The organism is Lentzea xinjiangensis, from assembly GCF_900110955.1.
Taxonomy (GTDB): domain Bacteria; phylum Actinomycetota; class Actinomycetes; order Mycobacteriales; family Pseudonocardiaceae; genus Lentzea; species Lentzea xinjiangensis.
The window spans coordinates 125515-137662 of sequence record NZ_FOFR01000020.1; the positions used below are offsets into that span (position 1 = coordinate 125515).

Genomic DNA, 12148 nt, shown 5'->3' on the forward strand with positions numbered 1-12148 from the left:
AGAGTGCTGACTACGGTCGGATCATGACCACCACGACCGTCAACGGCATCACCATCGGCTACGACGACGAAGGCACCGGCGACGCGTTGGTGCTGGTCCACGGCCACCCGTTCGACCGTTCGATGTGGCGGCCGCAGGTCGAGCACTTCAGCTCACAGGGCTGGCGGGTGATCGCCGCGGACCTGCGGGGCTACGGCGAGAGCACGGTCGTTCCCGGCACCACGCCGTTGCCGGTGTTCGCGAGCGACATCGCGGCGCTGCTCACCCACCTCGGCGTCGAGGAGTTCGTGCTCGGCGGCCTGTCGATGGGCGGGCAGATCGTCATGGAGTGCGTGCGCCTGTTCCCCGAGCGGCTGCGCGGCCTGGTCCTCGCCGACACGTCGGCGGGGCCGGAATCCGAGGAGGTGCGCCGGTACCGGCGGGAGATGGCGGACCGGCTGCTGCGCGAGGGCATGGCGGGCTACGCCGACGAGGTGCTGTGGAAGATGGTGGCGCGGCACAACGCCGAGGCCGGCGCCCACGTCCGGAAGATGATGCACAACGCCCCGCCCGCCGGTGCCGCGGCGGCGTTGCGGGGCAGGGCGGACCGGCCGGACTACACCGCGACGCTCGCGGCGGTCACCGTGCCGACGCTGGTGGTGGTCGGCAGCGAGGACGAGTACACCCCGGTCGCGGACGCGGAGTACATCCGCGCGCGGGTTCCGGGTTCGGCGCTGGTCGTGGTCGACGGCGCCGCGCACATGCCGAACCTGGAACGCCCCGAAGCCTTCAACGCGGCGGTCGCGGACCTCCTAGCGCAGACCTGAGCCGATCCCGGTCAGGCCGCGGACCTCCATCTCCGCCTGCTTCTCCCGGTCGGCGGGCTCCCCGCCGAGGACCGTGCCGAGGAACCCGGCGAGGAACGACAGCGGGATCGACACGATCCCGGGGTTGCTCAGCGGGAAGAACGCGAAGTCGGCGTCCGGGAACACCGACGACTTCGAGCCGGAGATGGCGGGGGAGAACACGATGAGCAGCACGCACGACGTGAGGCCACCGTAGATGCTCCACAGGGTGCCGCGCGTGTTGAACCGCTTCCAGAACAGGGAGTACAGCAACGTCGGCAGGTTCGCCGACGCCGCGAGGGCGAACGCCAGCGCGACCAGGAAGGCGACGTTCTGCCCGTTCGCCGCGATGCCCCCGACGATGGCGAGGACACCCACGCAGACGGCGGTGATGCGCGCGACCCGGACCTCGTCGCGCGGGTCCGCCTCGCCGTGCTTGATGACGTTGGCGTAGACGTCGTGCGCGAAGGAGGCCGACGCGGTCAGCGTCAGACCGGCGACCACCGCGAGGATCGTGGCGAACGCGACCGCGCAGACGATGCCGAGCAGCACGGTGCCGCCGATCTGGAACGCGAGCAGCGGCGCCGCCGAGTTCTCACCGCCGGGGGCGCCGGTGATCTTGTCGGTGCCGACCAGCGCCATCGCGCCGAAGCCGATGACCAGCGTGCACGAGTAGAAGATCGCCATCATCCACGTCGCCCACACGACGGACTTACGGGCTTCCTTCGCGTTCGGCACGGTGTAGAAGCGCATCAGCACGTGCGGCAGCGCCGCGGTGCCCAGCACCAGGGCCAGGGCCAGGGACAGGAAGTCGATCTTCGACAGGTCGGTGGCGCCGTACTTCACGCCCGGCGAGAGCACCGCCTCGCCCAGCGGCGACTTCTGCGTCGCGCGGTCGAGCATCGCGGACATGTCGAAGCCGAACTTGCCGATCAGGAAGATCGTCAGCAGCGACACCGTCAGCAGCAGCAGGACCGCCTTGATGATCTGCACCCACGTGGTGCCCTTCATGCCGCCCACCAGCACGTACAGCACCATGACGATGCCGACCACCGCGATGATGATCGCCTGGCCGACCTTGCTGTGCACGTCGAGCAGCAGCGCCATCAGACCGCCGGCGCCCGCCATCTGCGCGATCATGTAGAACAGCGAGATCACCAGCGTCGCGTTCGCCGCGGCCGCGCGCACGGGGCGCTGGCGCATGCGGAACGCCATGACGTCGCCCATCGTGAAGCGGCCGGTGTTGCGCAGCCGTTCCGCGATGAGCATCAGGCCGATCAGCCAGGCGACGACCCACCCGATCGAGTACAGGAAGCCGTCGTAGCCGTTCACGGCGATGGCGCCGGAGATGCCCAGGAACGACGCCGCCGACAGGAAGTCGCCCGACAGCGCGATGCCGTTCTGGGTGCCGGTGAAGCTGCTGCCCGCCGCGTAGTAGTCCGACGCGCTCACGTTCCGCGTCGACGCGCGGTAGACGATGTAGAGCGTCAGCAGGACGAAGACGCCGAAGACGGTCAGGTTGATCGCGGTGTTCGCCCCGGTCACGCGAGCTCCTCGTCGGTTTCCGCCAATGCGCGGACCTTCTCGACCTGGGGGTCGAGCTTCCTCTTGGAGTAACGCGCGTAGGCCATTGTGATGATGATCGTGGTGACGAACTGGAGAAATCCCATCGTCAGGCCGACGTTCACCGTTCCGAACAGCGGGGTGCTCATGAAGCCGGCGGCGTAAGCCGAAAGCAATACGAACGCGACGTACCAGGCGAGGAACAGCAGCGTCGCCGGGAGAATGAATCGCGTGACCCGGCGCTTCAGCGCGCGGAAATCTTCGCTCGTTTGGATGGCACCGAAATCGGGCTCACCGTCACCGGCTATGAGCAATGAGTGACGGGGCTCTTCGAAGGTCGCGAAACCGGGGGTCGCCGGGCGTGACACGGAGGGCAGCGCCTTCGTCATCAACCGCTCGCATTCGTTACGGGGAGTGCCCGGCGAGCGCCTGCGCGGAGGCCGCGTCTCAACCGGGGGTGGAGGGCGCAAGCGTAACCACGAGTCGCGATGAGTCAATCCCCTGAACCGGCAGGAACACCCCATCAGGTTGGTTGTCACGCTCGGTGATCGCTCGCACACGACTCAGGTCGTTGTCGCGTCACGCTGTCTGGCCTACTATCCGCTCACACCCGATACGGCGGATCTCGATATCGAGCTGCGGGGGTGACTCGACTCGCGGGGATTCACCAGGCCAGGAGGTAGCCGAAAGTGGGGCACTTCGAGCGCGCCTTGGGGACCATTTCGTGAATGTCGAGTGGAGAAAGATCAGCGACTGGCGCAACTGGCGCCTGCCGGTCAAGCTCGGCGTCGTGCTGCTGGTGCCGGTCGCGGTGGCGGTCGGCGCGGGCGCGCTGCAGATCTCCGGTTACGTCGACCGGTCCAACGAGTACGTCGAGATGCAGGGCCTGGTCCGGCTCCGCGCCGATGTCGCGCCTTTGATCTCCAGCGTCCAGCAGGAACGCACGCTCGCCGCCCAGAGCTCGACCAGCGGTTCCGGCGTCGGCGCCTACCAGAACCAGATCAGCGCCACCGACAACGCCGCCGCGACCGTGCGCCGCCGCGTCGAGCGCACCGGCGGGCTCAGCGACGTCGCGCGCAACCGGTTCAGCGAGCTCGGCGGTCAGCTCGACACGTTGAAGAACCTGCGGGAGAAGGTCGCGCAGGGCGGCGACGGGGGCGACCCGTCGGGCGGCACGACCGGCTACACCGCGATCGTGAAGTCGTTGCTGGACTTCGAACAGGCGCTCATCAGCCAGTTCGGCGACGAGGTCATCTCCGGCACGGCCATGGCGCTGCACAACATGGTCATCGCGCAGGAGCAGGTCTCGCTGCAGCACGCGATCGTCCTGGCCGCGATCGGCCGCGGCAAGCTCCTCGGCCCCGAGGTCCGCACGCTGGAGCAGTCCGACATCCGGTTGCAGGACCGCCTGAACGACTTCCAGGCCATCGGCACGACCGAGCAGCGCCGCACCTACGACCAGACCGTGACCGGCGCCGCCGTCGCGAACCGCTCCGCCCTGGTGGAACGCGCGCTCACCCAGCCGGACGGCACGCCGGCGGCCGCCGCGCGTCCCGGCCAGCCCAAGCCGCCCGCCTCGTTCGGCATCGCCGTCGAGGACTGGAACAGGTCCTCCGGCACCACCGCCCGGCTGATGGAGCAGGTCGTCCGCCAGTTGCAGGACGAGCTCGCGAACACCGCCGCCGCGCTGCAGGACGACACGTCCAACAAAGCGGGCGCCGCCGCGGTCATCCTGCTCGCGATGCTGATCGTCGCCGGCGCGCTCGGCTTCGTCATCGGCCGCTACCTGCTGCGGTCGCTGTCCGAGCTGCGGCGCTCCGCGCTCGACGTGGCGCACCACCACCTGCCGGAGGTCGTCGCCGCGATCCGCGCCGACCGCCTGCCCGACACCGAGATCGAGCCGGTGCCGGTGCACACCAGCGAGGAGTTCGGCCAGCTGGCGCGCGCGTTCGACGCCGTGCACGAGCAGGCGATCCGCTCCGCCGTCGAGCAGTCGTCGCTGCGGTCGGGCATGAAGAACATCTTCGTCAACCTGTCGCGCCGCTCGCAGGGCCTCGTCGAGCGCCAGCTCAAGCTCATGGAGGAGCTGGAGCGCCACGAGGAGAACCCCGAGCAGCTCGCCAACCTCTTCAAGCTCGACCACCTCGCGACGCGCATGCGCCGCAACAACGAGAACCTGATGGTGCTGTCCGGCGCCGACGTCGCGCGCCGGTTCCACCAGCCGGTCCCCCTGGCCGACGTGCTGCGCGCCGCCGCGTCGGAGATCGAGCACTACCAGCGGGTCGTGGTGAAGTCGACGCCGTCGGTGGAGATCGTCGGCTACGCGGCCAGCGACCTCGTCCGCCTCGTCGCGGAGCTGCTGGACAACGCCACGGCGTTCTCCGCGCCCACGACCCAGGTCGTGATCGGCTCGCGGACCGACCCCCAGGGTTCGGTGCTCGTCGAGGTCGCGGACCAGGGCATCGGCCTCGGCCCGGCCGAGCTGGCCGAGGCCAACGAGCGGCTGTCCTCCGGCTCGGAGGACGACGTGCCCGTCTCGCGCCAGATGGGGCTGTTCGTCGTCGGCCGCCTCGCGGCCCGCCACGGCGTCACCGTCCGGCTGCGCGCGGCGGGGGAGGCCAGGGAAGGCCTGCGGGCGCTCGTGTTCGTGCCGGCGGAGCTCGTCCGCTCGCACGAGGAGGCGCCCGCGCCGTCCGCGCCGCGCCACGCCGCGCTGCCCCAGCCGAAGCAGGCCTCGAAGCAGCCGCACGTGGTCGTGAAGACCCCGAACCTGGCGCCGCCCGCCCCGGCCATCGAGCACCCGCGCGAGTCGGCGGAGTGGGCCCCGTTCCGGGGCGCGGCGATCGACGAGTCGCTGCCGCAGCGCAACCCCGGCACCGCCTCGGCCGTCGACAGGTCCGTGCAGGCATCCACACCGGCATCCACACCGGCACCCACACCGGCACCGAACGAGACGACGTCCTCCTGGTTCGCGGGCAGTGGCGTCACGGACGAACCGGACGGCGGGCACCAGCCGCCCGCGTCGTCACCCTCCGCGGTGGCGTCCTGGTTCGGCAAGAAGCCCGGCGGTACGGTCTGGGAGCAGGCCGGCGAGACCGCCGCGGACGCCGGCGAGACCGATGCCGGGTTGCCGAAACGGGCGCCACGCAGGAACCTGCTCCCCGACCTCGCCGAACGTCCCGGGAACGGCACCCGCCCTGCCGCGGGCCCCAAGCGCGATCCGGAACGAGCACGAGGCTTCCTCGCGAGCTACCAGACAGGCCTGCGCCAGGCCCCGCTGGGCGGCGGCGGGAACGGAAACGGCCAGGGGAACGGCCTGTGGAACGGGGAGAAGGCATGAGCACGCCTCAGTCGCACCAGATCGACCAGTTCGGCTGGCTGGTCACGAACTTCACCGATCGCGTGGCCGGTGTCGCCCACGCGATCGTGATCTCGGTGGACGGCTTGCTGCTCACCAAGTCGACGGGCCTGCCGCCGGACCGCGCCGACCAGCTCGCGGCCATCGCGTCGGGCGTCGCGGCGCTCACGATGAGCGCCTCGCGCTGTTTCGACGGCGGCGGTGTGTTGCGCACCGTGATCGAGATGGACTACGGGATCATGCTTCTCATGTCCATTCGAGACGGGTCCTGTCTGGCGGTCCTGGCCGCCCCCGACAGCGACGTCGGCCAGGTCGCCTACGAGATGACCGTGGTCGTCGACCAGGTGGGCCAGATCCTCACCCCCGAACTGCGGGCTCAGCTGCACAGCGTGAGGTGATCATGAGTTCGGCCGGTGACGCGCACCGACGACGCCGACGGGCCCAGACGCCCGCCGAGCAGACGTTCGCCGACCTGATGAACGGGTTCTCCCTGGACTCGGGTCGCAAGCGGACGCGCCCGCCGTCGTCCCCGATGCCGGAGCGGGAGCCGGCTCCCGTTGCGCCGCAGCAGGAAGCACCGCACTTCGAGGCCGTGGTCCCGGAGGTGCCGGACGCCTCGATCGTTCGTGCATATGCCTGGACGGGCGGGCGCACTCGGTCGAACATCAACCTCGAGATCGAGACACTTGTCTCCGCGAATGATCAGAGTCGGCAGTCTGCAGGTATCTTGCAGGCTGAGCACCAACACGTCGTCGAGCTGTGCCGCTCGCCGCGATCCGTCGCGGAGGTGGCCGCGCTGATGCGGCTCCCCCTGGGAGTCGCCAAGGTACTGGTCGGCGACATGGCGGAACGAGGTCTGGTGGACGTGCACCAGACCGCTTCCGCAGGCGGTGACACGCCGGACCTCGGGTTGATGGAGAGAGTGCTGAGTGGACTACGTCGGCTCTAGATTTCCCGAACTGGGGCCCCCTGGGCCGCCCGGTCGGGAGCTGACCTCGGCCAAGATTGTCGTCGCCGGTGGCTTCGGCGTGGGCAAGTGCACCTTCATCAGGTCGATCGTGGACAGCGACCTGCTGACCATGACGGCGCTGCCGCCGGAGCGCGCCGGTCTGGTGACCGAGCTCGTGCGCATCCAGTTCGGCCGCGTGTGGCTCGACCCCGGCCTCGCGCTGCACCTGTTCGTGGCTCCGCAGTGGCAGGACCCGCGCGCGGGCTGGAGCGACGTGGTGCGCGGCGCTGTCGGTGCCGTGGTGCTCTTCGACGTGATGCGCCCCGCGGACTCGGTGGACGCCATGCGGTACTTCGAGGACCACCACATCCCGTACGTGCTGGCGCTGAACAACGTCCACGCGTCCGTCCGGTCGGACGTGAAGGCGATCATCCGCGGGATGGGCATCTCGCCGGACGTGCCGGTCGTGAACTGCGACCCGCGCGTGCGGTTGTCCGTGCGCGAGGCGCTGATCACGCTGACCGAGCACGCGAAGCTCGACCGGTGGCGGCGTCGTCCCGGCCCGGACGAGACCACGCCCCTCGCGCCCGTCTGCTGACCTGGCCGGGGCAGGCAGGGAGGCTCAGCCCTCCTGGTGCCCCGTCGTCCCGCCGCCGCGCAGGTCGGCGAGCTGCCGGGTGTGCACGGGCACGTGGTTCTCGGCGAGGCCGTCGACCAGGCCGGCGAGCGGCACCGGCTGGTCCAGCAGGAGCACGTCGCCCGACATCAGCAGGGCCGGCACCAGCACCGCGGCGGCGTCCTCGCCCAGCCGGCCGGCGACGTCGCAGAGGGTGTCCGCCTGGGCGCGGACGTGCGCGATCAGCTCCGCTCTGCCGGAGTGCCCGGCGATGATCCGGTCGAGGTTGGCGGTGTCGAGGCACACCCGGTTGTCGAAGCTCGGCCGCACGCCGGCGACGACGCCGAGCGCGACCGCGGTCGTCATCGCGTCGACGCTGAGGACGTGAGCCAGCACCTGGTCGGCGTTCCAGCCCCCGTCGGCGGCCTCACCCAGGTCGGGGGCCGCCGCCACCTCGAAGAACTTCTCGTAGGCACCGCGCAGTGCGGTCGTGTCCATCGTTGCTCCCCGGTCCGCAGTCCATTCTGATATGCAACCAATGGTTGCACTTTGCGGACTCCGTTCGCAACTGTTGGGTTGCACATGTTGACAAGATCGCTACGATGATTTCAGTGTCGACCGAAGGGGATCACCGATGAGCGTGGGCAGGGAAACGCGGCTGTCGGCCTGGATCGAGCGGTTCGCGGCCCACTTCGCCGAGGAGGGCATCCCGCTGATCGGTGGCCGCATCCTCGGCTACCTGCTGGTCTGCCAGCCCGTCGAGCGCACCGCGGCGGAGCTCTCCCAGGAGCTGGAGGCGAGCAGCGGGTCGATCAGCACGAACCTCAAGTACCTCGTCAACGTCGGCCTGGTGACCAAGCGGACGCGGCGCGGCAGGCAGGCGGCCGAGTACCGGATCAACGAGAAGGCCTGGTCGGGGTTCGTGCAGCGCAAGCTCGACGCCATCGCGAGCGTGCAGGTGCTGACCGAGGACGGCATGCGGCTGCTCAGCGGCGACCCGGAGCGCGCGATGCGGCTGCGGACCGTCGACCACCTCTACGGTTGGCTCTCGGCGGAACTTCCCGCTTTGTGGGAGCGCAGGCCCGCGTCGCCGAAGTAGCGTGGGTGCCATGTGGCACCCGTTCCGCGACGACGTGGAGTACTACGAGGAACGAGCCAGGGGACTGCTCGCCTCCGCGTGGGACGGCGTGCCCGGCGCGCTCGAGGTCTTCGACGACGTGCCGCTGACGGACGAGGGCGCGCACACGGTGCTCGCCCAGGCCCACGGGTGCGCGGACTGGAAGGCGTTCAAGGCGCACATCCGCAAGCCGCGCCCGTTCGCCCGCGCGTACCAGGCCATCGAGATGCGGAACGCCGGTGAGCTCGAAGCGATCATCACGCGCGACCCGTGGCTCGTGCGGGCCAGCGGCACCAATGGCAACGACCTGCTCGGGCTCGCCGCCGCCAAGCACGACGAACGCCTGGTCGAGCTCCTGCTCACCGCGGGCGCGGACATCGACCACCGGAACGTCCACGGCTGGACCGCGTTGCACCAGGCCGCCTATGCGAACCTCCCGCGGCTCGCCGAGCTGCTGCTGCGCAAAGGCGCCCGCGCCGACCTCGAAGCGCGCGGAGAGGGCGGCACACCGCTCACCGTCGCGTTGTTCTGGGGCAACGGCGAAGTAGCCGAAGTCCTGGCACCGCACGGAGTCCACCCGCCGAACCTGCGCACGGCCGCCGGGCTGGGCGATCTGGACCTCGCCGCCGAACCGGGGACCGGTCGCGGCTTCTACCGCCCGCACAGCGGTTTCCCGCGCTGGTGGCCGACGGACGACCCGCAGGAGGTCCTCGACGAGGCGTTGTCCTGGGCGGCCCGCAACGACCGCACGGAGGTCCTCGGCGAGCTGTGCGGGCGCGGCGCGAGGATCGACGCGGACGTCTACCGCGGCACCGCGCTCGCGTGGGCGGCGTGGCGCGGCCTGGAGAAGGCCACCCGCGCGTTGCTCGACCTGGGCGCGAACCCCGACCAGCGCACGGGTTTCGGCGGTCCGCTGCACGGCGAGGGCGTGACGGCGCTGCACCTCGCGGCCGAACGCGGCCACCTGCCGGTCATCCGGATCCTGCTCGACGCGGGCGCCGACCGGACCATCACCGACGTGAACTTCGAGGCCACGCCCGCGAACTGGGCCGGCCACAACGACCACGGAGAGGCTCAGGCCTTGCTGAGCGCCTGATCCTCGGCCTCGGGCAGCTCGACCGCGTGCGTGCGCTCGCGGCTGGACGTCCACAGCGCCGCCGTGGCCACGACCACCGCGCCGGCGCCCAGCACGTGGATCGACACGAGCACCTCGGGCACGCCGGTCCAGTACTGCACCATGCCCAGCGCGCCCTGAGCGAGCACGACGCCGACGAGGGTCCAGTACGCGCGGGTGCGCGTCAAGAACCCGACCGCGATCAGCAGGCCCAGGAACAGGAACAGCAGGTCCGCGTGGATCTGGGCGAGCGTCTCCACCTCGACGCCCAGGCGCGGGGTCGACGCGTCACCGGCGTGCGGCCCGGCGGCCGTCACCCACGTGCCCGCGAGCAGCAACGCGCCCAGCACGGCCGCCATGACGACCTGGAGCCTCATCAGCGGCGCCGGCACGAGCAACCGCGCGGGGCCGTCGCCCTCGGACAGCGAGCTGACGAGCAGCACGGCCATCCACACCAGGCCCATCGAGATCATGAAGTGGACGGACACGGTGTACCAGGCCAGGCCGGTCAGCACCGTGATGCCGCCGACGACCGCCTGCACCGCCACGCCGACGAGCTGGACCAGCGAGAGCACCAGCACCCGCCTGCGCCGCGGCAGGTGGAACCACGCCGCCAGCACGCACAGACCGGCGATGACGCCGACGACACCTGTCAGCGTGCGGTTGCCGAACTCGACCCACTGGTGCAGCGCCGCGACCTCGGGGTGCTCGACCGGGACGACGCTGCCCTCGACGCACTCCGGCCACGTCGGGCAGCCGAGGCCAGAGCCGGTCACGCGGACGATCGACCCGGTGACCGCGATTCCGGCCTGCGCGATGACGACGGCAATCGCGAAGGCGCGCTGCCAGGACACGAGGAAGGCGGTCAGCTTCGACACGTGACCGATGGTAGGCGTGCTCAGGTCAGGCGAGTCGTCCGGGTGGCCAGTGCTCCGGCGGCAACGCCCCAGGCCACGAGCACGGCGACCGGTCCGGCGCCGGGCGCAGTGCCGTGCACCACAGAGGTTTCCAGCGCCTGCGCGAGAGCGGCCGACGGCAGCAGGTGCACGAACCCGACGGGCACGGTCAACGCCACGCCGCCGACCATCAGCAGCACGAACCAGATGATGTTCGCCAGCGCCAGCACGATCTCGGCGCGCAACGCGCCGCCCAGCAGCACGCCGAGCGCGCCGAACGTCAGCGTGCCCAGGACGATCAGCAGCACGACCCAGGGCAGGCCGGCGAGCGGGAACCTCCAGCCCAGTACCAGCGCCGTGACCGCCAGCAGGACGATCTGGAGCGCGACGACGACCAGCGCGCCGCAGACGCGTCCGGCGACCAGCAGCCACCGGGGCAGCGCGGAGGCGGAGAGCCGCTTCAGCACGCCGTAGCGCCGGTCGAAGCCGAGGGCGATGGCCTGCCCGGTGAACGCCGAGGAGATGATCGCCAGCGCGAAGATCCGGGCCGTGGCGGAGCCGACCCGCGGTTCGGGCATCGGGATGACCGACATCACCGACAGCGCCACCAGCAGCGCCAGCGGGATGATCACGGTGAGCAGGACCTGCTCGCCGTTGCGCAGCGTCAGCATGGCCTCGGTGCGGGCGTGCGCGAACAGCATCCTGCCCAACGACCCGCGGCCGGGCGCCGGTGTGAACGTGCCGGGGGGGAAGGTGGTCACGAGCGCAGCTCCCTGCCGGTCAGGTCGAGGAACACGTCTTCGAGGCTGCGCTTGGCCACCGTGAGCTCCTCGGCGAGCACGCCCTGCTGCGCGCACCACGACGTGACGGTCGACACGACCTGCGGGTCGATCAGGCCTTCCACGACGTACTGGCCCCGCGCCGCCTCGCGCACCTTCAGCCCCTCCGGCAACGCGGCGGACAGCAGCGAGAGGTCGAGGCCGGGCCGGGCGCGGAAGCGCAGCTGCTGGTCGTCGGGACGGTTCGCGGTTAGCTCGGCCGGCGAGCCCTGGGCGACGACCCGGCCCTCGTCGATGATCACGACGTCGTCCGCGAGCGTCTCGGCCTCGTCCATGAGGTGCGTCGTCAGCAGCACGGACACGCCGTCGTGCTTCAACGCGGTCACGAGGTCCCACACCAGGCGGCGGGCCTGCGGGTCCATGCCGGCGGTCGGCTCGTCGAGGAACACCAGCTCCGGCCGGCCGATCAGCGCGCACGCGAGCGAGAGCCGCTGCTGCTGGCCGCCGGACAGCCGCTTGTAGGGGGTGCGCACGGCGCCGCCGAGCCCGAGGACCTCGATCAGCCACTTCGGGTCGAGGGGGTTGGCCGCGCACGCCGCCACGAGGTTCAGCATCTCCTCGGCGCGGATGCCGGGGTAGCCGCCGCCGCCCTGCGGCATCACGCCGATGCGCGGCCGCAGCGCCTCGTCGCCGGGCGCGAGGCCGAGCACGCGCACCGTGCCGTCGTCGGCCGAGCGGAAGCCCTCGCAGATCTCGACGGTCGTCGTCTTGCCCGCGCCGTTGGGCCCGAGCAGGGCGAGAACGGCGCCGGGCTGCGCGATGAGGTCCAGGCCGTCGACGGCGGTCTTGGAGCCGTACCTCTTGACCAGCCCCGACACTTCCACCGCAGGCTGGGGATTCGGGCTCACGGTCAGGCAGCCTATTCGGTCCCC

13 protein-coding genes are annotated in these 12148 nt (G+C 70.8%); 7 read left to right on the plus strand and 6 right to left on the minus strand.

All coding sequences use genetic code 11. The annotated features are described in order from the left end of the window. Window positions 1-23 precede the first annotated feature (23 nt). Window positions 24-806 (plus strand): alpha/beta fold hydrolase, encoded by a 783-nt coding sequence (locus tag BMW88_RS32500; RefSeq protein ID WP_089958338.1) that lies wholly within the window; start codon window positions 24-26, stop codon window positions 804-806. Here BMW88_RS32500 and BMW88_RS32505 read toward each other — a convergent pair. Both BMW88_RS32505 and BMW88_RS32510 read right to left on the minus strand, forming a co-directional pair. Continuing rightward, window positions 792-2369, minus strand: a complete 1578-nt coding sequence (locus tag BMW88_RS32505; RefSeq protein WP_089958340.1) for a solute symporter family protein — start codon at window positions 2367-2369, stop codon at window positions 792-794. The genes BMW88_RS32500 and BMW88_RS32505 overlap by 15 nt on opposite strands. Then, window positions 2366-2776: a DUF485 domain-containing protein gene (locus BMW88_RS32510; protein WP_089958343.1), complete on the minus strand. Its 411-nt coding sequence runs from the start codon at window positions 2774-2776 to the stop codon at window positions 2366-2368. Before BMW88_RS32510 ends, BMW88_RS32505 begins: the two co-directional genes overlap by 4 nt. A gap of 335 nt (window positions 2777-3111) precedes the next feature. On the opposite strand from BMW88_RS32510, the gene BMW88_RS32515 reads away from it, so the two are divergent. From BMW88_RS32515 to BMW88_RS32530, 4 genes are read left to right on the plus strand one after another with little or no spacing between them, the layout of a single operon-like run. Then, a complete protein-coding gene (locus BMW88_RS32515) occupies window positions 3112-5727 on the plus strand; it encodes a sensor histidine kinase (protein ID WP_089958345.1) in 2616 nt (871 codons plus the stop codon). Next, entirely contained in the window at window positions 5724-6143 is a 420-nt protein-coding gene (locus BMW88_RS32520; protein WP_089958348.1) for a roadblock/LC7 domain-containing protein, read from the plus strand. The genes BMW88_RS32515 and BMW88_RS32520 overlap by 4 nt, the downstream gene beginning before the upstream one ends. Before the next feature lie 2 nt (window positions 6144-6145). Beyond that, complete coding sequence (locus BMW88_RS32525) at window positions 6146-6694, plus strand: DUF742 domain-containing protein (RefSeq protein WP_177221525.1); 549 nt, start codon at window positions 6146-6148, stop codon at window positions 6692-6694. After that, window positions 6675-7292 carry a GTP-binding protein gene (locus BMW88_RS32530; protein WP_143116378.1) on the plus strand — a complete coding sequence of 206 codons (618 nt, stop codon included), beginning with the start codon at window positions 6675-6677 and terminating at the stop codon, window positions 7290-7292. Before BMW88_RS32525 ends, BMW88_RS32530 begins: the two co-directional genes overlap by 20 nt. Window positions 7293-7316: 24 nt before the next feature. On the opposite strand, the gene BMW88_RS32535 is transcribed toward BMW88_RS32530, so the two are convergent. Then, window positions 7317-7808, minus strand: coding sequence for a hypothetical protein (locus tag BMW88_RS32535; RefSeq protein WP_089958353.1), 492 nt, complete (start codon window positions 7806-7808; stop codon window positions 7317-7319). Window positions 7809-7944: 136 nt separating this feature from the next. Here BMW88_RS32535 and BMW88_RS32540 point away from each other — a divergent pair, with 136 nt between their 5' ends. Next, the gene (locus BMW88_RS32540; RefSeq protein ID WP_089958356.1) at window positions 7945-8409 is read left to right on the plus strand and encodes a GbsR/MarR family transcriptional regulator; all 465 of its coding nucleotides are present in this window, start codon (window positions 7945-7947) and stop codon (window positions 8407-8409) included. Between the two features lie 10 nt (window positions 8410-8419). Beyond that, window positions 8420-9523, plus strand: a complete 1104-nt coding sequence (locus BMW88_RS32545) for an ankyrin repeat domain-containing protein (protein WP_089958439.1) — start codon at window positions 8420-8422, stop codon at window positions 9521-9523. On the opposite strand, the gene BMW88_RS32550 is transcribed toward BMW88_RS32545, so the two are convergent. The 3 genes from BMW88_RS32550 to BMW88_RS32560 are packed head-to-tail and all read right to left on the minus strand — an operon-like array spanning window position 9502 to window position 12124. Continuing rightward, window positions 9502-10419, minus strand: a complete 918-nt coding sequence (locus tag BMW88_RS32550) for a COX15/CtaA family protein (RefSeq protein ID WP_245778202.1) — start codon at window positions 10417-10419, stop codon at window positions 9502-9504. The two genes, BMW88_RS32545 and BMW88_RS32550, sit on opposite strands and share 22 nt — an antisense overlap. A 20-nt stretch (window positions 10420-10439) precedes the next feature. After that, entirely contained in the window at window positions 10440-11198 is a 759-nt protein-coding gene (locus BMW88_RS32555; RefSeq protein WP_245778203.1) for an ABC transporter permease, read from the minus strand. Further along, window positions 11195-12124: an ABC transporter ATP-binding protein gene (locus BMW88_RS32560; RefSeq protein ID WP_245778204.1), complete on the minus strand. Its 930-nt coding sequence runs from the start codon at window positions 12122-12124 to the stop codon at window positions 11195-11197. Before BMW88_RS32560 ends, BMW88_RS32555 begins: the two co-directional genes overlap by 4 nt. Between the last annotated feature and the right edge of the window lie 24 nt (window positions 12125-12148).

Bases quoted from the DNA above. Each gene is read 5' to 3' on its own strand.
- BMW88_RS32500 (WP_089958338.1), top strand. From the start codon at position 24: ATGACCACCACGACCGTCAACGGCATCACCATCGGCTACGACGACGAA.
- BMW88_RS32510 (WP_089958343.1), bottom strand. From the start codon at position 2,776: ATGACGAAGGCGCTGCCCTCCGTGTCACGCCCGGCGACCCCCGGTTTC.
- BMW88_RS32520 (WP_089958348.1), top strand. From the start codon at position 5,724: ATGAGCACGCCTCAGTCGCACCAGATCGACCAGTTCGGCTGGCTGGTC.
- BMW88_RS32525 (WP_177221525.1), top strand. From the start codon at position 6,146: ATGAGTTCGGCCGGTGACGCGCACCGACGACGCCGACGGGCCCAGACG.
- BMW88_RS32535 (WP_089958353.1), bottom strand. From the start codon at position 7,808: ATGGACACGACCGCACTGCGCGGTGCCTACGAGAAGTTCTTCGAGGTG.
- BMW88_RS32540 (WP_089958356.1), top strand. From the start codon at position 7,945: ATGAGCGTGGGCAGGGAAACGCGGCTGTCGGCCTGGATCGAGCGGTTC.
- BMW88_RS32545 (WP_089958439.1), top strand. From the start codon at position 8,420: ATGTGGCACCCGTTCCGCGACGACGTGGAGTACTACGAGGAACGAGCC.